The following is a 25,463-nucleotide window of genomic DNA, read 5'->3' as shown; positions in this document are numbered from 1 at the left end:
AGCGCCATCGTCCTTCAATGCGCGGGGCAGGGGCGGGGAGCGTCAACATGCAGATACCGCTTTGCAGAAGGCCATGATCTTGTCCACACTCTTGATGCCTGGCACGTCTTCCACACCCGACGAAATGTCGATCAGCGGCGCGCCGGTTTCGCGGATGGCGTCGCAGACATTGGCGATGGACAGCCCGCCCGACAGGCCCCAGGGGGCGGGGATCGCTACGCCGCGCAGCAATCCCCAGTCAAAGCGCAGGCCCATGCCGCCGGGCAGCGCGGCGCCATCGGGCGTCTTGGCGTCGAACAGCAGGCGATCAACGGCCCCGGCATAGGCGGCCGCACCCTCTACGTCGGACCGCGTTTTCACGGAAATGGCCTTCCACACCGGCAGTCCGAAGCGCGCGCGGACGGCGGCTGCGCGTTCGGGGCTTTCCTTGCCATGCAATTGCAAGGCGCTAATCGCTCCGGTTTCGGCGATGCGCGCCAGGTCCGCGTCGTCGGCATCCACCACAACGGCGACCCGCTCGACATACGTCGGCACAGGCGCGGCGAGCGCGCGCATCTGGTCAGCCTCCACATGGCGCGGGCTTTTGGGGAAATGCACAAAGCCCAAATGGGTCGCCCCCGCGCGCACGGCCGCGCCGACGGTTTCGGCCGTCGACAGGCCGCAAATCTTGATCGCGAGTCGGGACATGGCCGCGCTTTAGCGGTGATCCGACGCGAAGTCACATGGCGGGCGATGGCCCTCCATGGTCAAATCCATGTCATGCAGCGCCAGCCACTGGTCGGCATGAGCGACACATGCCGCGCCCAGATAGGCGTCCAGCGCGGCGATGATGGCGGCATCGCTCATATCCCTGGGGTCAATCGGCGCATGCCAATGCAAGTCAAACCGGGGACCTTTGGTGCGCAGCAGGTAGAAGGGCAGGATGCGCGCGCCGACCTTGCGCGCCAGTCGCAGCGCGATCGACAAGTTGCCCGAAGGCGCCAGCGGCCGGCCGAAGGTCGGGAACCACACTTGCCGCTCGCGCCTCTCATCGGCCAGGATATAGAGCGTCGCACGGTCCTTCTGCGTCAGATGCTTGAGCACACCCCGCGCCGCGCCCTCGCCGCCGATCGCCTCGCCCATATAGCTGGAGCGCGCTTTCTTAAGTTGAGCGGCGATCCTTGGGTCTTCGGGGTCTTCATAGACGCCCAGGCCCGGCCGGTCGGTCGACCATTTGATGTGCGCGGCGAGCAAATCCCAATTGCCCAGATGACAGGTAAGCGCGATCATCGGGCCGGGACCATCCAGAACCTGGCTGTAGCCCGCCGCATCAATGACCCGCACATGCGCGTCATTTACCAGCCGGTCGATATTGGCCAGTTCCGCCATGGTCCGCCCGACATTGACCCATCGCCGGGTCAAAATCGCCTCGCGCTCGGCTTCGGGCAGATCAGGCCGCAGGATCGCCAGATTGGCCCGTGCCCGCGCATCGCGCAGTTTCATGTTGCGCCGCGCGACATGCGCCGACAGCCATCCGCCAAGCGACGACGCCATGGGCGCGGGTAGATGACGCATCAGCGCGAAGAGAAAGGGGTTGGAGAGCATGGGCCGAGCGTCATACAGCAGCGGTCGAAACGGTAAAGGGTGCGGCGGCAAGGATGATATGGCTCTGGGCAATTCTTCAGATGCTCACCCTGATCGGCGTGGCGACCTATTGGCGTCACCTGCCGACTGAGCGGAAGGAAGAGGCGCCAGAGGGCGTTGCCGTCGTGCTGAGCCTGCGCGACGATTGGGACGGGTCGCCCAATCTCATCGCACGATTGAAGGCGCAGCATGTCTGCTTTCGCCTGATCCTGGCAACATCGGGGGACTGCCCCGCCGCGCGCGACCTGGCGGCGCGCGAGGGCGACTGGGTGCAATTGGTCGCTGCCGGCGTTGCCGAAGGTGAAGGGCAGAAGGTGCACAAGCTGCGCGCGGCCCTGCGGGAATTAAGGCTTGAAGACCGCTATCTGGTTTTTCTGGACGCCGACATTGTCCCACCCGCGCGGCTGCTCGGGCGGCTGCTGTTTCCGCTGGTGCGCGACAAGGCGGATATTGTGACCGGCTATCGCCTGCTGCTGCCCGGTCGTGGATGGATGTCGGGTCTGGTCGGCGCCGTGGAAATGCAGCTCGCGACCTTGCCGCGTTCGGCCACTGCCACCATGCCCTGGGGCGGGGCGATGGCGATGACGCGCGCGGGGGCTGACCGTCTGGACCTGGACGCGGTGCTGGCGGGGCGACTGTCCGACGATATGAGCATTGGCCTTGCCGGATGGCGCGCGAAATTGCGGATGCGGCCGGTGCGCGATCTGCTCGTCGCCAGCCCGATCGAGGGTCGCGCCGCCGACTTGCTGGCCTTTGGCGTCCGCCAATATCGGCACGTCCGCACCAACAGCCTGCGCATGTGGGGCATCGCGACTGGCGTCGTCGCGGTGCAATCGGCCGCCTGGCTGTGGGCGATCGGCTGGGGCAGCTGGACGGCGATCGCAATCGGCTACGGGGCAGCCTGGGGCCGGGCGCTGATCCGACGGAAGATCGTGACTTCCGTGCTCGAACCTAACCAGGCGAAGGTGGCGCAGCGCTCACTCTATTGGGACATGGCCACCCCCTTCGTGGTCACATGGGCGCATCTCGCGGTCCAGCTAGCGGCTGCCATGTCGAATGACATTCGCTGGGGCGGTTGGCTTTATCGCGTGAAGCGCGGCCGGGTCACGAGCATGTCTCGTTTGCCCAGCTGAGATATAGTCTCAACGCCAGCGGCTATGAGATTAAAATCCGGCCGGAAACTGATGCTGGCCATCATCGCCAATGCGCAGGACCACCTTGCCCGCGACCGCGCTCATCGGCAGGTCTCTATAGAGATGCGGGAAAAGCGCCCCGCCGCGCGACACCTCCCATTTCACCGCATCGCCAAAGGGCGCGAGGTCGATCATCAGCATGACCAGCCGATCCTGCCCGGCAAAATGCTTCGCCACCGTCTCCGCCGCCTGTTCGCGCGTCGACATGTGAATATAGCCATCGGCCAGGTCGACCGGCGCACCCTTGAACACGCCGTCGGCCTTGAACTGGTCGAACTGCTCTGCGGTCAGCACCTTGTAGGCGAACAGCTCGCTCATGCCTCGCTGCTGTCGCCTTCGCCGTCCGGATCGGCCTCCGCTTCGCTCTCCTCGATCTTCGCGGCGCTGACGACATGCTCATTGTCGGCCACATTGAACAGGCGCACGCCCGCCGAATTGCGGCCGATGACACGCAGCGAATCAAGACCCATACGGATAAGCTTCGCCTGATCCGTCACGAGCATCAGCTGATCGGCGCGAGTCGCGGGGAAGCTGGCGACCACCGGACCATTGCGACCGATATTGTCGATGTTGGTGATCCCCTGTCCACCGCGCCCGGTGCGGCGATATTCATAGGCGGACGACAGCTTGCCATAGCCATTGGCGCACACGGTCAGGATGAACTGCTCATTCTCCTGCATGCGGGCAAAGACCTCCAGGTCCTGCATCTCGCCGTCCTTTTCCGGTTTCCACGGGGCGAAGCGCAGATATTCCTCACGCTGCTCAGCGTCCGCACCCGACCGATGCAGCACGGACAGCGAAATCACCGAGTCGCCATCGGCCAGCTTCATGCCGCGTACGCCGGTCGAATTGCGGCTCTGAAATTCGCGCACATCCTCCGCCTGGAAGCGGATCGCCTTGCCCATATGGGTGGCGAGCAGCACGTCGTCGCTTTCGTCGAGCAGGGCAACGCCGATCAGCCGGTCATCCTCATCCTCGCCCTCGAACTTCATCGCGATCTTGCCGTTGGATGGGACGTTGGCAAAGGCGTCCATGCTGTTGCGGCGGACCGATCCCTTGGCGGTCGCGAACATGACGTGCAGATCGGCCCATTCCGCCTCATCCTCCGGCAGCGGCAGGACGGTGGAAATGGTTTCGCCCGGTCCCAGCGGCAGCAGATTGACCATCGGCCGCCCGCGCGTCGCAGGCCCGCCTTCTGGCAGACGCCAGACCTTGAGGCGATAGACCTTGCCAGCGGTGGAGAAAAACAGGACCGGCGTATGGGTCGAGGTCACGAACAATTCGGTGACGGCGTCCTCATCCTTGGTCGCCATGCCGCTGCGTCCCTTGCCGCCGCGCGCCTGCGCCCGGAAGGTATCGAGCGGCGTGCGCTTGATATAGCCCTGCATGGTCACGGTGACGACCATGTCTTCGCGCTCGATCAAGTCTTCATCGTCGATCCCGTCGGCAGCGGCGGTGATTTCCGACAGGCGCGGCGTCGCAAATTCGCTCTCGATCGCTTCGAACTCCTCGCGCATGACGGCATAGAGTTTGACGCGGTCGGCGAGGATGGCGAGATATTCGGTGATGGCTTCGGCCAGTTCCGCCAGTTCCTTGCCGATTTCGTCACGGCCGAGCGCCGTCAGCCGGTGCAGGCGCAGATCCAGGATCGCGCGCACCTGAATGTCCGACAGCTTATATGTGTCGCCCTCGATATCGCCTTCGATCGCTTCGACCAGTCGCAGATAGGATGCGATCTCGCCGATCGGCCATTCGCGCGCCAGCAGAGCCTCGCGCGCTTCGGCCGGGCTGGACGATCCACGGATGATCTTCACCACCTCGTCCAGATTGGTGACGGCGACCACCAGGCCGAGCAAGATATGCGCCCGGTCGCGCGCCTTGTTCAGTTCATATTTGGTCCGCCGGGTGATGACCTCTTCGCGGAACTTGATGAAGGCTTCGATGATGTCGCGCAGGCCCAGGACTTCCGGGCGGCCGCCGCGAATGGCGAGCATGTTCGCCGGGAAGCTCGACTGCGCGGGCGTGTTGCGCCAAAGCTGGTTGAGCACGACTTCGGGGGTCGCGTCGCGCTTCAAGTCCATGACGATGCGCACGCCTTCGCGGCTCGATTCGTCGCGGATGTCGCTGATGCCCTCGATCCGTTTGTCCTTGGCGGCTTCGGCGACCTTCTCGACAAGACCGGACTTGCCGACCTGATAGGGGATGGACGTCAGCACGATGGAGCGCCGGTCGCCGCGTCCTTCCTCGACATCGTGCCGCGCGCGCATGATGATCGAACCACGCCCGGTATTGTAGGCGCTCCGTGCGCCGGACTGGCCAAGGATTAGCGGCGCCGTCGGGAAATCGGGGCCGGGGACGATCTGGATCAGTTCGTCGGTGGTGATGCCGGGATTGTCGATATAGGCAAGGCACGCGCGCAGCACTTCGCCCAAGTTATGCGGCGGGATGTTGGTCGCCATGCCCACCGCGATGCCGCCCGCGCCGTTGACCAGCAAATTGGGGAAGCGGGCCGGCAGAACCTGCGGCTCGCTTTCCGACGCGTCATAGTTGGGCGTGAAGTCGACCGTATCCTTGTCGAGGTCCTCCAGCAGCGCGTTGGCCACCTTCGCGAGGCGCGCTTCGGTATAGCGCATCGCCGCCGGCGGATCGGGGTCCATGGAGCCGAAATTGCCCTGGCCGTCGATCAGCGGCACGCGCATCGACCAGTCCTGCGTCATCCGCGCCAAGGCGTCGTAGATCGAACTGTCGCCATGCGGGTGATATTTACCCATCACCTCACCGACCAAGCGGGCGGACTTGCGATAGGGACGGTTGTAGACGAAGCCCGATTCCTGGGCAGAGAAGAGAATGCGCCGGTGGACCGGCTTCAACCCGTCGCGCACGTCCGGCAAGGCGCGGGCGACGATGACGGACATGGCGTAATCGAGATAGCTGGCCTTCATCTCATCAACGATGGAGATGGGGCTGATATCCGAAGGGTCGGCGAGGACGGTCTCGTCGGTCAATGCGATTCTCTTTTTGGATGGTGCGTTGCGATGTCCAAGCACTAGCCCAGCGAAACAAATCTGTCACCCCTCGCGCGCGCGCGTCAGGCGCGCCGCCCGGAACGAAAGCTGCGCATAGAGGTTGCAAATCACTCCGATTTAGGCTTGTTCAAAGCCCGTTCACGCGCCGGCCCCTAACCGGTTGCCAAACCCTGGAAGGTCGCCTGGATACAGGTGCAGAGGAGATGAGGATCATGCGTTTTGTAACCCCGGTGGCGCTCGCGCTGACTCTGGCGATGGCGAGCGGCGCGGTTTCTGCCCCCGCCTTTGCCGCGAAGAAGGAAGAGAAGAAGGCCGGGCCCAAGCTCAACGTCACGCCCGACGTGCTCAAGGCCCTGCAGGCGGCGCAGAAGGCGTCCGAAGCCAAGGATCTGGCCGCCACCAAGGCAGCGCTCGCCGAAGCGGACAGCAAGGCGACCTCCAATGACGACAAATATCAGATCGGGGCGATCAAGCTGAACGCTGGCATCGGCAATAATGACGAGACTCTCAAGATGGAGGGGCTCAACCAGATGCTCGACAGCGGCCTGACGCCGCCCGAGCAGGCCGGCCAGTTCAATGCCGTCGCCGCCGATGCGGCGCTGGGGCAGAAAGATTACGATGTCGCGATTCAGCGCGGCCAGGCGGCGCTTGCGGCCGGATATAAGGCTGAGGCCGTGCAGCCGACCATAGCACAGGCTTATTTCGGCAAGGCCGGAACGACCAACACGTCGGCGGAACCCGCGCGAGGATTTACGCAGCAGGGTCTGGCCGCGCTCAAGGCGGCGGCAGATGCCATGAAAGCGTCAGGGCAGCAGGTGCCTGCCCAATGGTATCAGATCGGCGTTGGTCGCGCTGAGGCCGCCAAGCTGCCCGACGTGACGGAATGGGCCAAGATGGCGTATCAGGCCAATCCCAGCGGCGAAAATCTGCGCACCCTGGTTCGCCTGTTCCAGCGCGCCAATCCCAACATCACCAACCGCGAAAATCTGGACGTGCTGCGCCTTTTGGGCGCCTCGGACGGCCTCGTGGTCGCGCAGGACTTCACCGAATATGCCGAAATGGCGTCGAAAACCGGCATTTATGGTGAGGTCAAGTCGGTGATCGATAAAGGCCGTTCGAAAGGTGTGCTGAACGCCAGCCAAGGTGCTGACCTGTATCAGACCGCCGTTCCCAAGATCGCGAATGACAAGAGCACGTTGGGGGCTGCGGAAGCGGATGCCCAGAAAGCTGCAAATGGCAAGATCGCTGCAGCGACCGGCGACGCTTATCTGGGCTATGGCGACTATGCCAAAGCCGCCACCATGTTCGAACTGGCCAAGCAGAAGGGCGGGGTCGACGCGGACGAAGTGAATACCCGGTTGGGCATCGCCAAGACGATGAGTGGCGATATGGCCGGGGCCAAGGCCGCCTTTGAAGCCGTGCAGGGCGGCGCGCGCAAGCAGATCGCGGGCCTGTGGCTGGCCTATCTGGGCACCAAGGGCGCCTGATCGCACTGGGCCGCCGGAGCCGATAACGGTTCCGGCGGCCTTCTTATTGCAGGGCAGGGCGGTTACGGTGCGGGTATCGCACCGACGAGATTGACAGGATTGGCGGGGGCTTTTGTGGGTGGTTTGAACGGATTGCGCGGCGGACTGGCAATTGCGGTCGCCTTGAGCGCGCTGATGACAGCGCCGGTATCGGCGAAGAAAAAGAAGATCGTGGTGGCAGGCCCGCCCATCACCATGTCCGACAGCTTTCGCGCCAGCGCGGCATCGGCCGAAACGGCACTGAAGGCGCGGGATACCACAACGGCGGCAGCGCGTATCGGCGCACTGTCGCCAACATCCGATTTCGAAGCCTATGTCGCGGCCGCGATGCGCTACCAACTGGCTGTGCAGCGCCGCGACGTGCAGGCGCAACGGATCGCGTTGACCGACCTTTTCAAAAGCCCGGAGCTTCCCAAGGCGGAAGCACCGCGGTTGCGCTATATTGCAGGCTATCTGTCCTTCATGGTCGGCAATTATGACGATGCGACCGCGCAACTCGATTATGCCAAGACGCTGGGATATGACGGCATAGACGCGACCATGCTGCGCGCTGACATCGCGTTGCGGCGGAACAAGCCAAAGGAGGCGCGCCCCCTGCTTCGCGAAGCGCTCGCCCGTCAGCGCGCCTCTGGGCAAGAGGTGCCGCTGGCCTGGATCGACCGTGCGATATCGCTCGCCTATCAGGCGCAGGATTTCAATGAAGTTGGCGCGCTCTATCGGGAACGCCTCGCGCGAACGGCCAGTCCGCAGGATTGGCGCTCGGCTTTGACCAATTATATGTCCGCCGCCGATCTGGAGGCGCAGGCCCAGTTGGATCTTTACCGGCTTCAAGCCGCCAATGGCGCCATGGCGAGCGAGCGGGACTATCAGGCCTATGCGCAGCTCGCCGAAAAGGCCGGCTTCTTTGCCGAGGCGAAGGCGATAATCGAGGCCGGCCGCAAGGCAGGGAAGCTGACCGCCAAACAGGCCGCCACCAGCCAGCTGCTCAAGACCGTAACGCCCAAGGCAACCAAGGAAATTGCCGGCCTTCCGGCGATGGCCAAAAAGGCGGCGGCCGCGTCGACCGGAAAGGAAGCGCTCGCCCTGGGCGACAATTATGTATCGCTCGCCCAATTCCCGCAGGCGGTTGAGCAATATCGGCTGGCGCTGTCCAAGGGCGGCGTGGATGCCGGCCGCGTCAACGCACGGCTGGGTATCGCCTTGGCGCGCTCGGGCGACTATGCCGGCGCGCAGGCGGCGCTGGCGCAGGCGACCGACAGCGACTGGGCCAGCGTTGCGGGTTTCTGGTCGACCTGGATCGACCAGCAGAACCGTAAAGCCGGGGCAGCTTAAGCATCAGCAACGGGCCGCTGCCGGCTCAGACCGGCAATGGCACGCCTGGCTGATTCTTCGATGTGCGGATGGTCAGCGATGTCTTGACGCTGACGACGTTGGGAGCTGGCGTCAGTTTCGACGTCAGAAATTGCTGGAAGCTCTGCAAATCCCGCGCCACGACCTTGAGAATGAAGTCGATTTCACCATTGAGCATGTGGCATTCGCGCACTTCGGGCAATCCGTCGACATGCTGCTGAAACGCCTTCAGATCTGCTTCGGCCTGGCTCTTGAGGCTGACCATGGCGAAAACGGTGATCGTGTAGCCCAACATGGCCGGGTCCACGACGGCATGATAGGAGGTGATTGCGCCCGATTCCTCCAGCGCACGCACCCGGCGTAGGCATGGCGGGGCGGTCAACCCGACCTTGCGCGCTAATTCCACGTTCGTCATCCGCCCGTCATTCTGCAGTTCGCCAAGGATTTGCAGGTCGATGTCGTCGATATTGGGGCCGGCCATTATCCTGATTATTTCCTATCTTGAGTGATCGCCGCATCATAATAATATTTCAGGGCATTGCAATTGTCCCACTATGCGACGGATTGTTTCTGTCGCGGACCAACCCCTTTCCCTCAGCCGAACATGCGCCTATCGAAGAGGGAGCAACGCGTCGCTGCGCGGTTTGATGGGGAATATGGTGCGGTTCAACGATCTTCTGCAAACGGTACTGGCGGCGGAAAGCCGCTCTGGACTGAGCGCGGTGACGTTGTGGCGGCAGTGCGTTGACCTTCTGGCGCAGCACGACCGTATCGACCGAAATGCTATGGCTGAGGAGGAGCGGGACCTGCTGCTCGGCCGACTTGCCATGCTGCGACCGCAATTGAGCGAAGCCCAGCGGATCGCGACGGTGGTGGAATTGGGTCGGCGTCTGCGGTCGCCTGCATTGATCAGCTTCTTCGCCAATGACCGGCCTTCTGTGGCGGCCGCCGCTATTGCGCGCGCGGAGCTTCCCGACCTTGCATGGGCCGAGATTTTGCCGCAGCTGACGCCGACCGCGCGGGGCGTGCTGCGCGGCCGCCGTGATACGGGGCCTTACACGCGCAAGGCGTTACAGGCCTTCGGCGCAGCTGATCTGGTCCTCACGGCGGCAAATTCCGATCCCAAGAGCGACGATGCGCTTCTGTTGACGCAGGAGGTAGCGTCGGAGCCCGAGCCGCAGGTGCGGGTGGCCGACAAACCAGCGCCTCAGCCAGTACGCGCCTTTCCATCCGGCCGGGATCAGGATCAGATTCGGAACCTGGTCGATCGCATCGCTGAATTTACGAGCAATCGGCGCCCGGTCGGTGAGCCAGCCGCCCAAAGTGATGCGCAAACTCAAGCGCCCCGCGCTTTCGCCTTTGAAACCGATACGTCCGGGGCGATCCTCTGGATCGATCAGGGGCCGCACGCGGCATTGATCGGTTTAACCTTGGGTGAGGCGGCGCTGGAGGGCGGAAGCGGGCCGGATGGTCATGTTGCGGGCGCTTTCGCTCGCCGGAGTGGGTTTCAAAACGGTCGCTTCACCATCATGGATGGCGTGATGGCGGGGGAGTGGCGCATGTCCGCCATGCCCTTTTTTGACCCCCAGTCCGGGCGTTTCCAGGGATTCCGCGGTGAAGCGCGGCGTCCGTATCTGCACGAGGTCGCGGCCCGCACCGTCCCGCCCTCGATGGAGGTCACCGGGCTTTCGGCCGATTCGCTGCGACAGCTCGTGCATGAGCTTCGCACGCCCCTGAACGCTATTTTGGGCTTTGCCGAGATCATCGAGCAGGAATTATTTGGCGCGGTCGGCGGGCAATATCGCGAGATGGCGGGCAATATCGCGGTTGACGCGCGCCACTTGCTGGTCGCGTTCGAGGATCTGGATCTGGCGGCCCGCGTCTCGCGCGGGGATGGCAATGGCGCGCCGAAGCGCATCAACCCCGAAACGCTGATAAGACAGGTCATTGATCGTTTTTGTGAACAGGGCGGCGCAGAATTGCCCGCGATCGACATCGCCGTCGCGTCTGACCTGCCGCAGATTCTGGTCGATCCTGTTCAGGGTGAGCGCATGGTGCAGCATTTGGTGCGAACCATCGTGTCCGTCGCGCCACGGGACGAGGCGGTTACAGGGGCGTGCTGGATGCGTCCCGATGCCGGGCATGGCTGCGTTATGCTTGCGGTCGACCGTCCCTCGACGCTGGCGGGGCTGGAGGAAGCGCAACTTCTTGACCCGGGCTATAGTGCAGATGGCAATTGGGTTGACGGCCCCCTGCTGGGTCTTGGATTTTCGCTGCGGCTGATCCGTAGCCTGGCCGGTGCCTGTGGCGGATCGCTCGACATTGAACCGAAGCGGATATTATTGAGCATTCCGGTTGCCGGCGTCGCGAGCGGGGCCGTCGATATCGGCTGATCGCGCAGAGGCGTTGCAACCCTATGGCAACCATTGGGCGATAGAGGATGGGCATGATCGCTTCTTCGCACGACGGCAATTTGCTCCTGCCTCCCTTGGATCAGGACCGCATCCAGCTCGACCCTGGTTTCGGCACCCGGTTCATGCTCTTTGTCGACACCGAAGAAGAGTTTGACTGGGATGGGCCATTCAGCCGCGCGGGCCATGGCGTCACTGCGCTGCGGGGCATGGCGCGCGGGCAGGCCTATTTTCAGTCTGCCGGGGTCAAGCCTGTCTACGTCACGGACTATCCGATCGTCGAATCGGACCATGCCGTTGCATTGCTCGGGCAATGGCGGGCGGATGGTTCGGCCGACATTGGCGCGCATCTGCACCCGTGGGTCAATCCGCCGCATGTGGAAGAGGTGAATACCGCCAATTCCTATGTCGGCTTCCTGCCCGAAGCGATTGAACGCGCCAAGCTGGAAGCGTTATGCAGCCAGATGGAGGCGCGGTTCGGCGAGCGTCCTATCTGCTACAGGGCAGGGCGTTACGGTGTGGGACCACACAGTGCCCGGCTGCTTGAAGATGCGGGCTTCAAACTCGACACCTCGGTACGAAGCCGCTTTGATTATAGCGGTCAGCATGGGCCTGACTTTCAAGGATTGCCCCAAAACCCCTATTGGTCGGGACCAAGCCGTTCCCTCATCGAGCTTCCTTTGTCGACGGCCTTTATCGGTCTGGCGCGCGGCGGTGGAGAGGCGCTTTATCGCACGGCACAGCGCGTCAGGCCCTTGGCAGCGGCACTTTCGCGGGCGCGCCTGCTCAGCCGTGTGCCGTTGACCCCGGAAGGTGTACCGGCGCGTGATGCGATTGCCGCGATCGACGCGCTGATCGAGGAGGGGGTGCGGGTGCTGAATTTCAGCTTCCATTCGCCAACGCTGGCGCCGGGACACACGCCTTATGTGCGTAGCGAAGGGGATCTCGCCACCTTCTACAAATGGTGGGACGCTGTCCTTTCTCATATGGCATATCGTGGCGTCGCGCCCGCCAGTCTCAACGCGTTGCTGGCGGCGGTCCCGCTGCGTGCAGAGGCTTGCAAAGCGGCGTGATGCTGCCTAATCCGTCGGCCAGGTGGGGCCTGTAGCTCAATGGTTAGAGCTGGCCGCTCATAACGGCTAGGTTGCGGGTTCGAGTCCTGCCGGGCCCACCAACACTCGATTTCATGAACATTATGCGGTATCATAAATCCCTGTGAATCAGGGATTTGTGAGCCGTTCTTCATCCATAATGTCTCAGGATGTATCGGGGTATCTCACGAATCGTGGGGTATCGGTGGGGGTATCGAAACCAATTTTTGGGGTATCGATGACTCTTACATACGCTGAAGCGAAAAACGCCGCCGCCACCGGGCGGAACTACAAGATGACCGATTCTGCTGGTCTCTATCTCTATGTAACAAAGGCCGGCGCGAAGTCGTGGCGGTTCAGATATCATTTTGCTGATCGCGAGAAGCTTGTCACTTTCGGGCTGTTCCCCGAGGTCGGGCTTGCCGAAGCGCGTGATAGGCAAAAAGAGGCACGCGAGTTGCTCCGGCAGGGCATCGACCCTGCAGTGGAGTTTCTCCGACGAAAGGCGCAGGCCGTAGTTCAGGCGGACGCCAGTTTTCGCGCCAAGGCCGAAGAATGGCTCACGGAGAACGAGCCTTGGTGGTCTGCCGCCAATGCCTTCAGGGTACGATCGAGGATCGAGAAGGACATCTATCCCGAGTTCGGGAAGCTGCCTGTCAGTCAGGTCACCAGCGAAATGGTACTGATCGCACTCCGGAAAATCGAACGTCGGGGCGCGATAGAAACTGCGAAGCGGGTCCGCGGCTACATCCTGGGTATTCTCAAGCGCGCTCGCGGCGAGGGCCTGGTGACCACAGAAACGATCGTTAGCGTCGAGATCGTCGCTGATGCGCTGAAGCGCTCGCCTCCGGGGATCAAGCAACCAGCGCTCACGCGCGTATCGCAGCTGCGCGAATTTCAGAAACGCGTCGATCTCTCGACCGGTGGCCCGTTGAGCAAACTTGCCTCCCGGCTGCTTGCTCTCACCGCCGTCCGTGTCGGCGTCCTTCGAACTGCTGAGTGGGACGAGTTTGAAGGTATCGACTGGGAAGATCCCGACAAGCCTGCGCCCGCGGCAATCTGGCGGATTCCCGCCGAGCGGATGAAGCTGGCGGTCGAGGACAAAAGCAATGCCGCGTTCGGCCACGACGTGCCGCTCTCTTGGCAGGCCGTCGAAACGCTTCGAGCCGTAAGGGTACTCACCGGAAAGTTCAGCCTCGTCTTTCCGAGCAGCAGGTCCTGGCGTCTGCCGATGAGTGACGCGGCTGTCAGCACCTTATACAAGCGGATCGGGAATGGCGCCTACAAAGGGAAGATGGTGCCGCACGGCTGGCGTTCGGCTTTTTCGACCGTGATGAACGAACGAGCTGCAGAACTCGAGCGTGACGGCGATCGCATGATCATCGATCTTGTACTGTCGCATGTGCCCAAGGGCGTATCGGCGTCGGAATGGGCCTATAACCGCGCACGCTATTTTAAGCCGCGTCGGGAGATGTTGCAGGCTTGGGCTGACCTGATCGGCGACGGGCTGGAAAATCCATTCGCCTTGGTGAATGTGAAAATGGTCAAAGGAAGGACGCTCTCACGCTGGGAGAGCACGCCAACTGGGCCAAACATCATCCAGTTCAGGCCGGCCCGACGTTAGGCCAGTCGATTCTGTCCATTAGGTCCAAGCGGAGATTTGCCATGGAAAGGCGTTGCGTTTGTGGGAATCCATTTCCCACAAACGTTATGTCGCAAGCGGTAATGCACAGCCCGAAAGCCTCGAAAACTGATCCGCAACCTTCCTGACCGCTAAAGCATCGACACCCATCTCGATGAGAAACTTCCTTTGAATGCCAGGAGGGACCTCGGAGAAGAATGAAAAGACGAGAGCGTTGAAGGCGTTCGCGCTTTGCACATCGATGAGAAGTTTGGCCAACTCATGCGCAGAAAGATCCGTCCCGTAAGGAGCGCTAATTGTTGCCAGAACCTGTTTCGCTACGCTGCTCATCCAACTACCTGTCGCGACTTCTAATGATGTGAAATCACAATATTTCTGACCTAGATCATTAACCTGCAGTGAGCGCAAACGACAAATATTCGCCTCAGGTTTTCGCGATCTGGCTAGCTGACGGCTTTTTCATCTAATAGCGACCTGACCGATTCCATGGGCAACAGCAGAACCAGTTCGCCTAAAGGCGAAGCTATGAAACCATGCCGAGCGTAGAATGCGGCCGCCTTTTCATCGATCGCATGAACGACCACGGCCCTGGCACCAACGATTTCCGATGCTGCCGCGCAGCGGCGAAGCGCATCTGCCAACAGGTCGGCGCCAAGCCCAATACCTTGAAATCTCGCATCGACCGCGAGCCGGGCAACCAGTAGCAGCGGCACTTGCTCGGGCATTCCGCGGCGCAGCTTTGCGGATGGCAGCGCCACGCGCTGCTCCATCGCAGTGGTGATCGTGTAGTAGCCGACCACCCTTTGGCGCTGTGCCGCGTCGCACACCACGTAGGTACGCGCCGAATTGCCTTCGCTTGCGAGCGCCCGATCATGCAACCATGCATCGAGCGATTCATGCACGCCATTCGTGAAGTCGTTGACTTCATGTTGTGCGGCCAAGCGCTCAGGCGCGGTGACGCGAATTTCTGCCATGGATCGCTCGCGAACCGACCGTCAGCGTTCCCAGGACGGCTTCCGCTGCATCAGCTTTTTTAGCTGCTCTGACGGCGCCGGGGAAGAATCTAGCGTTGCCAGGAACTGCTCGTGCTGCTCTGCGTCCAGAAAGAACGTGCGCTGGTCCAGGATCGCATCTTCGGCTTCCCGGCGTGCGCTGTCGAGCATGAACTCGGAGAGCTTCTGACCACGTAAAGACGCAGCGCGGGTGAGGATGGCTTTCATGCTTGCAGAGGCACGAATCTGAATGACATCATTCTTGGGCGCTGGAGTACGGCGGGTAGAATGAGGTTGTGCGGTCTGTGCCATGGTTCCAAGCTTTCTTTCAGATACCCGATATGTCGATCCGTCATGACAATGTCAATACACGTCGCCGAGGTCGTGGAACCACGATCCAGTCTTACCGACGAACACTGCCCGGCTATCATACGCCAACGAACTTGGCGCATAGACAAGAGCGGCGATTAGTATTTATTGGAGCCGGCTATCATCGGGGCGGGGATCGCCTCGTGACCGACCGTATGAAGGCCTGTGGGTTTGCGATAAAATCCTCGATGTCGCTGCCATACCATCCAACGCATCTTGGACTGATTTGCTGGCGACTGGGGAAGTTGCCCGCCGCTTCCAATCTGTAGATTGTTGCGCGTGAGAGACCAGTCCGCTGAGCAACCATGGCAATGCGCCAGAGGGAATCAATGCGACGATCCTTCGCAGAAGATGTGACGAGCTCCGCAGTGTCCGGGGGCATCGAAACTTTTTTAGGCATCAATCAACCTCTTGAATGAGGTCTGCCCGGCCAAAAGAAATGATGCCCCGGAATCGCAGGAAAATCAATTGATTTGCTCGATTTATCTGATGGCTACGGCATTTTGTGAGAGCGAAAACTGAACCCGAAATGGGGCACCGACGAAGGGAAGGGGGAGGACGCGAAGGGTAGCAGGGGATTGGAGTGATCGGATCTTGGTTAACCAACTGACGGGAGGACGAAACTTCCTGTTTCCGGAGCGTTAGCTATTTTCCGCGCGGCTCCAAGATGGTAGGTTCGGCGAAGAGGAATTGATGATGGCTGCAACCTTTGAACCCAATGATGCGGATCGGGATCCCGGCGAACTTCGTCTCAGGAATTGGCTTTGGCGACCCTGGTACGCGAAGCTCTGGTGGAGCGGCGTGCCAGCCTATTGGCTTGGCATGCTCGCTGCCATTCGGTTTGATGGGTTAGCGTCGATCTATCATTCGGCGTTTGGAGGATATCTCAACATCGTCTTCTTCCCTCCTGTGATGGCGCTCGTTCTCTCGTTCGGATTTCTCAAACGCTGGCTAGCCAGCTTGCCCGCTCTTGAGAACGATGAATTCGACGAGGAGGAATACTGGAGAAAGCGAAGGCTTGGCCCATCGGGCATGCCAAAGGAGGTTGATCCGCTTGAGCCTAGCTCCGGTGTATTTTGGCTCGGCAGTCCGCTAAATCCACTCAATCCCGGCTACATCAATCGCGGGTCTTAAACGCTGGATTTCCATCCGTTGGTCCGTGCCCGAGATCTGTCGAAAGGCGGCCTGTGCGAAGGATCGACGATTGCTCCAGAGATGTGACAGGCGCGCTAATGTCTGTGGTGCCGCGACCGCTATCTGCTTCGCGCAAATATCTATTCCGCAAGCCCTGCGGACCAAGAATATCGGTTGCAAGGTGACCGGCGAACGCATCCGCGGGGTTCCCGGATTTGGAGGCAGCCTGCTCGGCATTTGAAATTGCCTGGCGGACATCATAATTCACTACGTTGAGTTGAGCGCTAGCAACTTCGTTGGTCGATCCTGTCTCCTGGCTTGAAAAACCGATTGATCCGCTCACTCGGCCAGCGGCAGCATTCGGTTGCGATTTGCGGCTTTGGCTGCGCCCACTCGATGTTGAACCTCCAATCTCGCCCTGCGCTGATATGCTGAACGTGTTCTGATCCTGTGCAAATCGGGCGATTGAGCGATCCCACCCTGTCTGCGAAATAATGGCCTGCACATCGCGCTGTAGCGTGTCCGCTATTTGCGGCTTCAAGCGCCAATTGCCCTTCCGGTCCATCTCGAACCCGCCCTTGAGCCAATTCGCCATGGCGGCGTGACCTTCGGCACCACCGCCCATGAAATGCTCGATCGTGTCGGGTCCAGCCTGCTTGCCCGCCTCGAACCGCGTGCTTGTGTCGTTGCGAGCCGATTTTGCGAACCCTGCGCTGCTCGAAACGAGGAGGTCATTATGAGCCAAGCTGAAGCGGGCATGGCCGCCATTGGCGACCGCGCCGAGCTGGCTCTCGTTGAGCAGGCCGGCCTGCCACATCTGGGCGGCCGTCGCCGGGGTGAGATTCATCCTGAAATCGCCATTCTGGTCCATGGCGATCTGGCGCTTGCTCATTTCGATGCCGTTGGCCCGCAAGAGCGCCTGCATACGTGACAGACGCTCGCGCTCGACAATGCTGGTCATCCGGACGTTTCGTGCCCGGTCGGCGATGCCTTCAGCGCCGCCTTCCGCCATGTCGAGCTGATTGCCACTCGTATCCGCCAGCGCCCGAATGAAGCTGTCGAGGCGGGCGGCCTCGCGCGTCGACATGCCGGCCGCCTCGGCACCTTGCGCGAAACCGAAACTCTCCGACTGACGCCGCTGCTCGCCGATCCGGGCGGCGCCGCGCGTGCCGTCATGCCCGATCTCCTTCTGGGCGTCGAGCTTGCCCGACCGCTCGGCAAAATCGTAGCCGGCGGCCTCCCGGGTCCGACCGTAAACGCTGGTGCCTTCGCGCGCGGCTTCGGCCGTCGCCCCATCCGCCGTGCCAAGATCGGTCGCCGCCCGATAGGTTTCGAGGGCCTTGGTGACTTGGGCCTCATTGCGGCCAGTAGCGCGGGAGAGTTGGGTGATGGCGGAGGAGCGCGCTTCGCCGGAGAGAGCATTGATGAAGGCGATGCGGCGACTCATTTCATCAACAGGAAGACCGAGCATGCCTGCGGCGTCGCGCTGACCCTCGTTGCCGCCCGTCCGATGGGCCTGTTCGGTCGCGACATTGCGCCGTTCCACCTGGGTGACCCGGTCACCCGCATAATCGCGACGGCCCTCCATGGCGCCAACCTGGACCTGGGCCGAGGTCAGATCATTGCGCAACATCTCCTCCTGCGCATAGCTGTTGGCGATGAGCTTGGCGAAGGTGGGATCGGCGCTTGCCTCTGCGATGACGCCGCTTGCCTTGAGCGCCGCGTCCTGCGGAGAATATCCGCCGCGCTCGAAGTGCCGCGTCGCCGCCTGCATCATCATGCCATAGGCGCGGGTGTCGCCGAAAGCCCGCCACTGGACCAGACCTTGGGTGAAAGCGCCAAATGCCTTCTCGCCCGCTTCGCCTTTCCCGAAATAGCTGGTTCCAAGACTGCGCAGAGCATCCTTCTCGGCAAAATTATGGATCGCGCCGGTCGCCGCAGCGGCGCTCACAGCGCTGGCCGTCGCCGGATCGTTGAGGTCTCGGCCGTGCAGGGCGGGCGCAAGGCCGCCCAGTTCGCGGGCGGCGTCGATCGATCCCAGACCCATCGCCGCACTGCCCGGTGCCCCACCGCCATGTGCTGCGTCGACGGCACCCGCCGCGCCGAAGCTGCGGTTGGTGCCGAAGGTCGAGCGCTCACCAAAATCCCCGAACCCCGAAGCGGCCGAGCGGCGGCTGCCTGTGCCCATGGCGGAGGCTTGGGCCTCCAGCGCCGAGGCGAAGCCTTCTGTGGTCGAGACCCCCGCCGCCGCCGCCGATCCCTGGGCCTGTACCCCGAGCGACCCGCCGGTGAAAGACGAGAAAACGTTGCCCGAGAAGCGGAACACCGTGAACACGAAGGCACCGGCAAGGCCTGCCGCCGCCGTGCGGAAGCTGCCGAAAATGGCGAGCGCCTTCATTGCGGAGGAGGGGGCAAGCATCCAGGTCGTGGCCGAAACATGACTGGAGCGCATCTCGGCCAAGACCGCCATCGCGCGTCCCAGGGTCAGTTGATAGATGCCTGCGTCGATGACGCCCCAGAGCGCCACGAACACGAAGAGGCCCAGCGCAAAGCTCGCGACCCGCAGGTTGATCGGGGTGAGGATGAACAGCAGCGCGATCGGCATCATGAAGAGCATGATCCCGAACACCGTGGCCCGGATCGTCGGCATCCATTCATTGGCGGTCGACATGGTGGCAAGGCCGCCCGCCACCACCGCGCGATTGGCCATGACGCGAGCGGCCGTCGCTGGGCTGTCCTCGAACAGTACATCGCCCACGCTGTTTCCAAGCAGGAGGTTGGTGAAGAAGGCCTGGACGGTGAGCGGCGTTCCCAGCATCATGTCACCCATCTCAGCCAGATTGCTGCGGCAGCGCGCAAGTTGATCCGCCTTGGCGATGTCATAGCCGGTGCGCTGGCAGACCTGAGAGGAATAGCCCTCGAAGATCGCCGGGTCGGAGAGCCGGTCGGCGATATGCGTCCAGGCCTCGTTGCAGCTGACCGTCGTTCCGCCCTTGTCCGAGGCGGTGAAGACGGTGCTGAAGGTCGACGGCCCCGCCATCGCGGCGAAGGATGAGGGGAGGTCCGAACTGGTACGGAAAAGCTGGTCGTCATCGATGCCGTAGGCCGGAGAGACACGGGCGACCGGATAGCATTGGCGGACATAATCCATGATCGTCGCATCGAGAAACGCATCGGTCATCGGCCCGCGCGGGCTTACAGCATTGAGAAACAGATCGAACGCATGGCCGCCCGCGCCGAACTCGAGCTTGGCATGCGGGTCGAGCGTATTGTCGTCGATCGTCTCGGCGAGCGCCCGTTCCATCATGTTGGTGACGCCCGCCACCAGAACTATGAGATTGGGAACGTCTCCGACCGGCTGATAGGCGTTGCGCACCCGATCATAGACATCGACGGTGCCCGTCGTCGCAACAAGGCCGACGAACAGCCCGATGCCAACCAGCATCTGGAGGCCAAAAGCAACCAGCCCCATGCCCGTGCCACGGATCATGGCGAGCACCGCGCCAAGCGCCATTCCGACGACCGCGACGATCAGCACCAGCGTCTCGTAGCGCGGATCGGCAAAGATCATCGATACGAGCCGAAAGGCATCCACAGTCTCGGCAAAGCCGTCATAGGTGTGGAAGCTTGTTTCCAGGGCATAAGCGGGGGAGGCGACGAACAAGCTGGCGAGACTGCCAATCAGCGCGGGCAAGCGGATCATGCGACGCATGGTATCGATCCTTCAGCGGTTGCGGCTGGCGGCGGTGCCGGCGGCGTCACGCGCGTCCCGGTCGCGCTGGCGGATGAGGCCGGCATAGCCCGTCGAAAGGTTCGCCTGGGAAAGCGCCGCCATATAGGATTGGCGCATTTGCGCGCGCTGGCGGAGCACCTCTTCGCGCAGGTCGCGCAGTTGCTCGATGCCCTTTGTAAGGATCCGGGTCTGGCAGATGTTGGCGCTCGTCCCATCGGCGGCGCCTGCCGCGCTGGTGCCGCGTTCGGCATTGGAGATCGCAAAATCGATGCTGCGGGTAAGGTCGTTCAGCATCTGATAGGCAAGCGTCAGCGCGACCAGTTCGTCGGTATCGCCGATAACCGAGTCGACCACGTCTTGGCGCACGCCCCATTCGAGCATTCGATAGACGGGAAGGGTCCTCACATTGGCGACGAACTGCCGCTCCTCGGCTGTCAGAGCGGCGCGCGTCCTGATCTTCTCGGCGATCGAGGTCATGCGCTCGCGGGTGAGGGCCAGCGCGCCCTTGGCTCCGTCCTGCGTGCAGTCGGCGGCGGTCGCGGGCATGTTGAGGGCGCGGCGCATGACCCGACCGCTCAGAAAATCCTCCGAAGATTCGGTGTCCTGTCCGGCGCAGGCGGGGATGGCCGAGAAGAGAGGAACTTTGTCGGTCGCGTCCCAGCGCATATAGACGTCGCCCACGCGCGCGCGCATGACGCTCGCCCAATCGGCGGCGCCTACGCGGGCAGCGGCATGCGAGAGCAGCGACCCGGTGCGGAAGATGTCGGTGACTTCGGCCGGGCAGTTGGCGAGCGCGTCCTTCAAATCCTCGGTCGGGCTGTTCCCGTTTGCCTGGATCTTCTCGCGGCTCTGCTGATAGCTTTTGGCGTAGCCTTCCTTTACCGACTTGTAGCCGGTCATCTCCTCGATGATGCCCGACATATTATCATCGCCCTTGGCGATCTGGACCATCCGGTTGGCAAGACGGCAGTCGTTGACCTGGATGGAATTGAGAAAATTGGTGGCCGCCTCCATCTTCGAGATGATGTTCCCCATCTTCTCGTCGAGCGTCTCGAGCAGATATTGGAAGGCGACAGCGGGCGCGGCCTGAAGGATGCTTTCCAACTTCTGGACGAGATAGTCGGGATCGAGGAAGGACATGCCTCCGAGGAACATGTCGATGCCGCCGCAGCCTGCCTTCACCTTGGGCATGGTGAGACTCATCAGATAGTCGCTATGGACATCGATCCGGCCCGACATGCCGCCGGCCGTCACATAGCCGCGCGTCTGGTCCTCGAAGCTGCCGGGGCTGGTATAGGTCACATTGTCGAACCAATGTTCCGCCCAGCTTTGGGCGTGGGCAGGCGCCATGGTGCCGCAACTCGCGAGGAGCGTGGCAAGCAGCGCGGTCCAGCGACCGGGTCGCGCACGGAATGTCAGATGCAAACGGGCAGGGGTGCAGCGATCGGCCATGGCGGACTCCAGGGGTTTGGGGAAGTGGAGTGAAGGTCAGAGCCCGCCATTGCTCAGTCCTTCACTTTGCTGATTGTTTGAGAGGGCGCCGGAGCGCTGACGATACCGGTGAACTTTGCCATCGCGCGTACGCCGACCGCCGCCCGCACGCCGGTCTGCATCTTGATCCCGAGATAAATGTTGCGCGCGAGATTGGCCGCGTGATCCGTTCCGATCGCGATCGGCAGGGTGCGGGTCTCATCGGACACGGGTCGAAGCCAGGCGACGGGATGGCCGATCCAGGGGAGACCGAGCCGTCCTGAGCGGAGCATCGCCTGGTCCCTGCCGAGCGGCCGGACCGTCAGACCATATCGGACTTTGAGCGCGTGAAGTTTCGACCAGAGATCGCCGCATGGCAGACAGCCTGGCGCGGTGCTCATCTCGATGACGAACGCGGCACCCTGGCCTTGCAACGCTGCTTCGAAATCCGGCGGATAATCAACGGTTCGAGGAACACGGGCGAGCCAGCCCTGCATTTCGCGGGCGCTGGACACCGGATGGATAGCGGCGCGGGCGGCTTGAACCCGGTCAGGCTTCGCCCGGTCCAGCTGAGCGTGGACCGAGAGCGGCAACGAACCCAGGAGCGCTATACATGTTCCGAGGGGACGGACTCTCACGGGCGGCTCCCGCCTGGATTTGCCATCGGATCAGCAGCCGCGACCGGGCCATTGGCCAGCGCGTCGAAGAAGCCATTCTCTTCGCCGGCGCCCGTGAGGAACTGTTCGGGCCTGATGTCGCCCGAGAGCAATTTTACCGCCTGATAGGCAGTCTGGATGAGCGTCGGGAAAGCTTCGACCCCATTGGCGATGACCATGCGCTGCGCGGAATTGCGGCGGATGACCATGGTGGTCGGCGTCACCTCGACGCCAAAGCGGGCGCCGAGTTCCGGTCGCCGGTCGAGATCCTCGCGGATGATCTGCCAGCCTGTTTCCTCCTGGAAGCGCTGAATGATCGGCCATTGCACCCGGCAATAGCCGCAGGAAGTGCGCGAGAACATGACGAGCGCGAATTCCGGGCCGCGCGAGCGGAGATAGGAGCGGCGCACCGCATCCTTCTGTGCGCTGAGTGCATCGCGGGCGTCGCCGATCATGGGATTGGCGGATTTGGCGTTGAGCTCCGGATGGGCGAGCATCGCCAACTGGGTGACGCCGGCAAAAGCCCGCGCCTTGCGGCGCGCAAAATCCTCCAAACGCCAAAAATCGGACACCGCCTCGACGGTAAGGACGGTTGCTGCATAGTCGCGCTGGTCGGCGATCAGCTTGGCGATCCGTGGCGGACTCCATCGGGCGAGTTCGGCCATAGGCGGAATGACGGGCGCTGGCGGCACATCATCGGGCGGCGTCTCGGCGGGATCGGCCTTCGGGCGATACCACCAGTAGCCTTGCCGGATCGTGTCCGCCGCAACGGCTGCCGTTGGGAGCAGCAGGCCAGCCACGGCCAGCAGAACGAGCGCGCGCTTCACAGGATGCGCTCCATACGGGTGAGGCGATCGAGCCTGACCGGCCCGAAATAGCGGCTGTCAAACCCTCCGGCGTGGTCGGAACCGACATAGATATAGCCCGAAGGGATCGGCCGATCGCCCCAGCGCAGATGCGGAAGGGGGCGGCCGTCGCGGCCGAAGGGGCGGCTAGCGCCGAGGAAGGTGCGGCCACAATAATACCAGCCACGGGTGCCTTCCCGGCCGTCGACCGAAAGCCGCTCGATTTCGCGGAGGCGCTCGCCGGGGAGGCACAGCGCCCGCTTGGTAACGCTCACCGGCTTCGGGCCTGCGATGGGATGGGAGAGCATGAACTCGACGAGATCGCTCTTGCGGATCGTTCCAGGTGCACGTCGCACGGCCCAGGCGTCGATCGACGGACTCATGACGAGCGTTACGCCCGGCAGGCCGAGCCAGGTAAGCGTTGCGATCGGCAGGATGACCGCGAGGTTCAGGGTCAGTCGCCTGTTGTCGGCAGGCTGGTTCCCGACCGCTCCGCCCAGCGCGCGGGCCGCCTGGATGGGCAGGACCTTGAGAGCAGGCCAGAGCCGTCTAGCGGCGAGACAGGCGAGACGCAGCATCGCGGACCTCCTCCTTGCCGCCGAGGCGGGCATATTCGTCCATCAGTCCTGAAAGGGCCGCGTCGCCAAAGACGAGATGGCTGGCGCGGGGCGCAACCTCCTCGTCGCGCTCGCAATAGGGAAGGGTGGGATCGCCCGGCACCATGGCGAATGCGGGAACTTGGGCTACGCCGTGCTGGCGGAAGAGGATCGGGTCGACGACGATCTGGACATTGCGCATCGTGCAGGCCGGGCCTTCGCAGCCCGGATCGACGCGAAGGATCTGCGCTGTCAGTTTCGCCATTGGGCCGATTTTGGTCAGGCCCCCAGGGACGCCGCGAAAAGCGATGACCCCGCCCACTGTTTCGAGCTGCGCGGCGTAGTTGCGCAGGGTCTGAAGCGGCATGGATGAAGAGGCGAACAGCATCGGCACCCAGTTCTTTGCCGAAGGCGCCGCGTGCCCGTCCTTTGACTTTTTGGTATCAATCGGCGCGGCGAGGCCGAGGGCTTCGTAAAGGCGGGCTTGCATGGCGTCATGCTCGGCCGCCATGCGCAGCCTGGCGTTCTCCCGGTCCTCCCGCGCCCGCGCCTCGATTTGTGAAAAGCGGCCCTTTTGCCGCATCGCTTCGAACGCGCGGCGGCGCATGGGCTGCGATGGTTCGGGAATGCCGGTTGGACCAGAAATTGTGGGGCGGTCCGATGCCAGCAGTTGGCTGTCGCTGGTGCTCGGGCCGCTCTGTGCCGCCAGCGCAGGGCTGGCGGCACAGAGCGCGGCTACGGCACCGGCGCACAGCAGCCGTTCAGGGGTGGATGATGCTGAGCGTCGCATCGATCTTCTCCTTCATGTCGATCTGAATGTCGGATTGGGCGCGGGCTTCGATGTCCGAATAATATTCGGAGAGGTCCATTCGGCTGAAATCGAGCGCCTGGAACTCTTCGGCGGAAAAGCCGCGGCAATAGGGATGTTCGGGCGTACCCCAGCCAAGGCTGTTGAAGGCCGCCAGCTGGGGGCGGCCCTGCTCCTGGATGATGCGGCCGAGCCTGGTGTTGAAGCAGCAGTGACCGCGCGCCTTCTGGATGCAGATGCCAAGGATACTGGATGAGCAATAGGTGCCGACCTCATGGCACATGCCCGAGCCGCGCAGCATGCCGGTCTCCATATCCTGTTGGTCGCAGCCCTGGAGCAGCACCTCGATCATATAGTTGATGGCCAGGCTGATCGCGATCGAGGTGGGATCGATGCCGACGATGATCGCATGGGCGCCCGCCGAGGCTGCTTCGCCCGCTGTCGCTCCGGCCTTGAAGGCGGTATAGGCCGCTTTCACGCCCGTGAAGACGCCCTTGGCGATCGCGATCTTGGTGGTGATCGAGGTGAGCGAGCCGCCCATCCCGTCCTTCACGATCTTGCCCTTGTCCTTGCAGCAATTCTGGAAGGTGACGCTGGCGCCGGGTGGCCGGCAACGCAGCGCCCGCCCGCCGAATATCTCGATGGTGCCAAGACAATTGCCGTCGGCATCGACCGGCCCGTCATTGGGTGCGCCTGGATCATCGACGACTTCCTCATTATCGATCGGCGTGGCAGCGGTATCGATACAGCTATTGGGCGAGCAGGCCGGCACGCCCCCAGTCGTCGGTGTGTAGCAGGCAAAAGCGGCTCCAAGCGGACAGGCGTAGCCGCCCTGCGCGTCGGTCACGCAGTCGACCTGGCCAATCGGGCAGAGCGTGCCACCGTCCGCGGTTGCCAGGCACTGCGCCATCTCCCCCTCATCGGCGGCATCGCCATTGCCGTTGAGGTCCGCCGCGCAAATCTGCGCTGCGTGGGCGGACGGGCTCATGGCAATGCCA

Annotated in this window: 23 protein-coding genes and 1 tRNA gene; 8 read left to right on the top strand and 16 right to left on the bottom strand. The window is 62.7% G+C overall.

Annotated features, from left to right (window positions below; all coding sequences use genetic code 11):
* Positions 1–42: 42 nt before the first annotated feature.
* Together SAB01S_RS16035 and SAB01S_RS16030 are read right to left on the bottom strand one after the other, a co-directional pair.
* Positions 43–687 (bottom strand): phosphoribosylanthranilate isomerase, encoded by a 645-nt coding sequence (locus SAB01S_RS16035; protein WP_062734283.1) that lies wholly within the window; start codon positions 685–687, stop codon positions 43–45.
* A gap of 9 nt (positions 688–696) precedes the next feature.
* Positions 697–1,584: a lysophospholipid acyltransferase family protein gene (locus SAB01S_RS16030; protein WP_062734282.1), complete on the bottom strand. Its 888-nt coding sequence runs from the start codon at positions 1,582–1,584 to the stop codon at positions 697–699.
* 53 nt (positions 1,585–1,637) lie between these two features.
* Between SAB01S_RS16030 and SAB01S_RS16025 the strand changes: the two genes are divergently transcribed.
* Positions 1,638–2,756, top strand: a complete 1,119-nt coding sequence (locus SAB01S_RS16025) for a glycosyltransferase (protein ID WP_062734280.1) — start codon at positions 1,638–1,640, stop codon at positions 2,754–2,756.
* 30 nt (positions 2,757–2,786) lie between these two features.
* Here SAB01S_RS16025 and SAB01S_RS16020 read toward each other — a convergent pair whose 3' ends face one another.
* Positions 2,787–3,134 carry a DUF952 domain-containing protein gene (locus tag SAB01S_RS16020; RefSeq protein ID WP_062734279.1) on the bottom strand — a complete coding sequence of 116 codons (348 nt, stop codon included), beginning with the start codon at positions 3,132–3,134 and terminating at the stop codon, positions 2,787–2,789.
* Entirely contained in the window at positions 3,131–5,821 is a 2,691-nt protein-coding gene (gene gyrA / locus SAB01S_RS16015) for a DNA gyrase subunit A (protein WP_062734277.1), read from the bottom strand. Before gyrA ends, SAB01S_RS16020 begins: the two co-directional genes overlap by 4 nt.
* A 233-nt stretch (positions 5,822–6,054) precedes the next feature.
* Here gyrA and SAB01S_RS16010 point away from each other — a divergent pair, with 233 nt between their 5' ends.
* Together SAB01S_RS16010 and SAB01S_RS16005 are read left to right on the top strand one after the other, a co-directional pair.
* Entirely contained in the window at positions 6,055–7,329 is a 1,275-nt protein-coding gene (locus SAB01S_RS16010; protein WP_062734275.1) for a hypothetical protein, read from the top strand.
* Between the two features lie 174 nt (positions 7,330–7,503).
* A complete protein-coding gene (locus SAB01S_RS16005; RefSeq protein ID WP_062734318.1) occupies positions 7,504–8,700 on the top strand; it encodes a hypothetical protein in 1,197 nt (398 codons plus the stop codon).
* Positions 8,701–8,725: 25 nt separating this feature from the next.
* Here SAB01S_RS16005 and SAB01S_RS16000 read toward each other — a convergent pair whose 3' ends face one another.
* Entirely contained in the window at positions 8,726–9,199 is a 474-nt protein-coding gene (locus SAB01S_RS16000; RefSeq protein ID WP_062734274.1) for an Lrp/AsnC family transcriptional regulator, read from the bottom strand.
* A gap of 175 nt (positions 9,200–9,374) precedes the next feature.
* Here SAB01S_RS16000 and SAB01S_RS15995 point away from each other — a divergent pair, with 175 nt between their 5' ends.
* From SAB01S_RS15995 to SAB01S_RS15980, 4 genes are all read left to right on the top strand, one after another.
* Positions 9,375–11,111, top strand: coding sequence for a sensor histidine kinase (locus SAB01S_RS15995; RefSeq protein WP_062734272.1), 1,737 nt, complete (start codon positions 9,375–9,377; stop codon positions 11,109–11,111).
* A 53-nt stretch (positions 11,112–11,164) separates the two neighbouring features.
* A complete protein-coding gene (locus SAB01S_RS15990) occupies positions 11,165–12,202 on the top strand; it encodes a polysaccharide deacetylase family protein (protein WP_062734316.1) in 1,038 nt (345 codons plus the stop codon).
* A 25-nt stretch (positions 12,203–12,227) separates the two neighbouring features.
* Positions 12,228–12,303: transfer RNA gene (locus tag SAB01S_RS15985), tRNA-Ile, on the top strand.
* 155 nt (positions 12,304–12,458) lie between these two features.
* Positions 12,459–13,844: a tyrosine-type recombinase/integrase gene (locus SAB01S_RS15980; RefSeq protein WP_083951396.1), complete on the top strand. Its 1,386-nt coding sequence runs from the start codon at positions 12,459–12,461 to the stop codon at positions 13,842–13,844.
* An 84-nt stretch (positions 13,845–13,928) separates the two neighbouring features.
* On the opposite strand, the gene SAB01S_RS15975 is transcribed toward SAB01S_RS15980, so the two are convergent.
* The 4 genes from SAB01S_RS15975 to SAB01S_RS18220 all read right to left on the bottom strand — a co-directional run bounded on the left by SAB01S_RS15975 (position 13,929) and on the right by SAB01S_RS18220 (position 15,530).
* The gene (locus SAB01S_RS15975; RefSeq protein WP_062734270.1) at positions 13,929–14,192 is read right to left on the bottom strand and encodes a hypothetical protein; all 264 of its coding nucleotides are present in this window, start codon (positions 14,190–14,192) and stop codon (positions 13,929–13,931) included.
* A 113-nt stretch (positions 14,193–14,305) separates the two neighbouring features.
* On the bottom strand, positions 14,306–14,836 hold the full coding sequence (locus tag SAB01S_RS15970; protein WP_062734269.1) for a GNAT family N-acetyltransferase: 531 nt from the start codon (positions 14,834–14,836) through the stop codon (positions 14,306–14,308).
* 21 nt (positions 14,837–14,857) lie between these two features.
* Positions 14,858–15,166 (bottom strand): type II toxin-antitoxin system TacA family antitoxin, encoded by a 309-nt coding sequence (locus tag SAB01S_RS15965; protein WP_062734267.1) that lies wholly within the window; start codon positions 15,164–15,166, stop codon positions 14,858–14,860.
* A gap of 178 nt (positions 15,167–15,344) precedes the next feature.
* The gene (locus tag SAB01S_RS18220) at positions 15,345–15,530 is read right to left on the bottom strand and encodes a helix-turn-helix transcriptional regulator (RefSeq protein ID WP_228227532.1); all 186 of its coding nucleotides are present in this window, start codon (positions 15,528–15,530) and stop codon (positions 15,345–15,347) included.
* Positions 15,531–15,916: 386 nt separating this feature from the next.
* Here SAB01S_RS18220 and SAB01S_RS18215 point away from each other — a divergent pair, with 386 nt between their 5' ends.
* On the top strand, positions 15,917–16,357 hold the full coding sequence (locus tag SAB01S_RS18215) for a hypothetical protein (RefSeq protein WP_228227480.1): 441 nt from the start codon (positions 15,917–15,919) through the stop codon (positions 16,355–16,357).
* On the opposite strand, the gene SAB01S_RS15960 is transcribed toward SAB01S_RS18215, so the two are convergent.
* From SAB01S_RS15960 to traN, 7 genes are all read right to left on the bottom strand, one after another.
* Positions 16,341–20,069, bottom strand: coding sequence for a conjugal transfer protein TraG N-terminal domain-containing protein (locus SAB01S_RS15960; RefSeq protein ID WP_157078372.1), 3,729 nt, complete (start codon positions 20,067–20,069; stop codon positions 16,341–16,343). The two genes, SAB01S_RS18215 and SAB01S_RS15960, sit on opposite strands and share 17 nt — an antisense overlap.
* Before the next feature lie 12 nt (positions 20,070–20,081).
* Positions 20,082–21,440, bottom strand: coding sequence for a conjugal transfer protein TraH (locus tag SAB01S_RS15955; protein ID WP_228227531.1), 1,359 nt, complete (start codon positions 21,438–21,440; stop codon positions 20,082–20,084).
* Positions 21,441–21,595: 155 nt separating this feature from the next.
* Positions 21,596–22,057 carry a hypothetical protein gene (locus SAB01S_RS15950; protein WP_228227478.1) on the bottom strand — a complete coding sequence of 154 codons (462 nt, stop codon included), beginning with the start codon at positions 22,055–22,057 and terminating at the stop codon, positions 21,596–21,598.
* 137 nt (positions 22,058–22,194) lie between these two features.
* Positions 22,195–23,043: a conjugal transfer protein TraF gene (locus tag SAB01S_RS15945; RefSeq protein WP_062734263.1), complete on the bottom strand. Its 849-nt coding sequence runs from the start codon at positions 23,041–23,043 to the stop codon at positions 22,195–22,197.
* Positions 23,040–23,639, bottom strand: a complete 600-nt coding sequence (locus SAB01S_RS15940) for a S26 family signal peptidase (RefSeq protein ID WP_062734261.1) — start codon at positions 23,637–23,639, stop codon at positions 23,040–23,042. Before SAB01S_RS15940 ends, SAB01S_RS15945 begins: the two co-directional genes overlap by 4 nt.
* A complete protein-coding gene (locus tag SAB01S_RS15935; RefSeq protein WP_083951392.1) occupies positions 23,611–24,447 on the bottom strand; it encodes a type-F conjugative transfer system pilin assembly protein TrbC in 837 nt (278 codons plus the stop codon). Before SAB01S_RS15935 ends, SAB01S_RS15940 begins: the two co-directional genes overlap by 29 nt.
* Positions 24,419–25,453, bottom strand: a complete 1,035-nt coding sequence (gene traN / locus SAB01S_RS15930) for a conjugal transfer protein TraN (protein WP_174525673.1) — start codon at positions 25,451–25,453, stop codon at positions 24,419–24,421. The genes SAB01S_RS15935 and traN overlap by 29 nt, the downstream gene beginning before the upstream one ends.
* Positions 25,454–25,463 lie beyond the last annotated feature (10 nt).

Source organism: Sphingobium abikonense NBRC 16140, assembly GCF_001598335.1.
Classification (GTDB): Bacteria; Pseudomonadota; Alphaproteobacteria; order Sphingomonadales; family Sphingomonadaceae; genus Sphingobium; species Sphingobium abikonense.
This window is presented reverse-complemented; position numbering and strand designations above follow the sequence as displayed.

What these genes read in the sequence shown, in the direction of transcription:
- SAB01S_RS16035 (WP_062734283.1), bottom strand. Translation starts at nt 687, where the DNA reads ATGTCCCGACTCGCGATCAAGATTTGCGGCCTGTCGACGGCCGAAACC.
- SAB01S_RS16030 (WP_062734282.1), bottom strand. Translation starts at nt 1,584, where the DNA reads ATGCTCTCCAACCCCTTTCTCTTCGCGCTGATGCGTCATCTACCCGCG.
- SAB01S_RS16025 (WP_062734280.1), top strand. Translation starts at nt 1,638, where the DNA reads ATGATATGGCTCTGGGCAATTCTTCAGATGCTCACCCTGATCGGCGTG.
- SAB01S_RS16020 (WP_062734279.1), bottom strand. Translation starts at nt 3,134, where the DNA reads ATGAGCGAGCTGTTCGCCTACAAGGTGCTGACCGCAGAGCAGTTCGAC.
- SAB01S_RS16010 (WP_062734275.1), top strand. Translation starts at nt 6,055, where the DNA reads ATGCGTTTTGTAACCCCGGTGGCGCTCGCGCTGACTCTGGCGATGGCG.
- SAB01S_RS16005 (WP_062734318.1), top strand. Translation starts at nt 7,504, where the DNA reads ATGACAGCGCCGGTATCGGCGAAGAAAAAGAAGATCGTGGTGGCAGGC.
- SAB01S_RS16000 (WP_062734274.1), bottom strand. Translation starts at nt 9,199, where the DNA reads ATGGCCGGCCCCAATATCGACGACATCGACCTGCAAATCCTTGGCGAA.
- SAB01S_RS15995 (WP_062734272.1), top strand. Translation starts at nt 9,375, where the DNA reads ATGGTGCGGTTCAACGATCTTCTGCAAACGGTACTGGCGGCGGAAAGC.
- SAB01S_RS15990 (WP_062734316.1), top strand. Translation starts at nt 11,165, where the DNA reads ATGATCGCTTCTTCGCACGACGGCAATTTGCTCCTGCCTCCCTTGGAT.
- SAB01S_RS15980 (WP_083951396.1), top strand. Translation starts at nt 12,459, where the DNA reads ATGACTCTTACATACGCTGAAGCGAAAAACGCCGCCGCCACCGGGCGG.
- SAB01S_RS15975 (WP_062734270.1), bottom strand. Translation starts at nt 14,192, where the DNA reads ATGAGCAGCGTAGCGAAACAGGTTCTGGCAACAATTAGCGCTCCTTAC.
- SAB01S_RS15970 (WP_062734269.1), bottom strand. Translation starts at nt 14,836, where the DNA reads ATGGCAGAAATTCGCGTCACCGCGCCTGAGCGCTTGGCCGCACAACAT.
- SAB01S_RS15965 (WP_062734267.1), bottom strand. Translation starts at nt 15,166, where the DNA reads ATGGCACAGACCGCACAACCTCATTCTACCCGCCGTACTCCAGCGCCC.
- SAB01S_RS18220 (WP_228227532.1), bottom strand. Translation starts at nt 15,530, where the DNA reads ATGGTTGCTCAGCGGACTGGTCTCTCACGCGCAACAATCTACAGATTG.
- SAB01S_RS18215 (WP_228227480.1), top strand. Translation starts at nt 15,917, where the DNA reads ATGATGGCTGCAACCTTTGAACCCAATGATGCGGATCGGGATCCCGGC.
- SAB01S_RS15960 (WP_157078372.1), bottom strand. Translation starts at nt 20,069, where the DNA reads ATGCGTCGCATGATCCGCTTGCCCGCGCTGATTGGCAGTCTCGCCAGC.
- SAB01S_RS15955 (WP_228227531.1), bottom strand. Translation starts at nt 21,440, where the DNA reads ATGGCGCCTGCCCACGCCCAAAGCTGGGCGGAACATTGGTTCGACAAT.
- SAB01S_RS15950 (WP_228227478.1), bottom strand. Translation starts at nt 22,057, where the DNA reads ATGCAGGGCTGGCTCGCCCGTGTTCCTCGAACCGTTGATTATCCGCCG.
- SAB01S_RS15940 (WP_062734261.1), bottom strand. Translation starts at nt 23,639, where the DNA reads ATGCTGCGTCTCGCCTGTCTCGCCGCTAGACGGCTCTGGCCTGCTCTC.
- SAB01S_RS15935 (WP_083951392.1), bottom strand. Translation starts at nt 24,447, where the DNA reads ATGCGACGCTCAGCATCATCCACCCCTGAACGGCTGCTGTGCGCCGGT.
- traN (WP_174525673.1), bottom strand. Translation starts at nt 25,453, where the DNA reads ATGAGCCCGTCCGCCCACGCAGCGCAGATTTGCGCGGCGGACCTCAAC.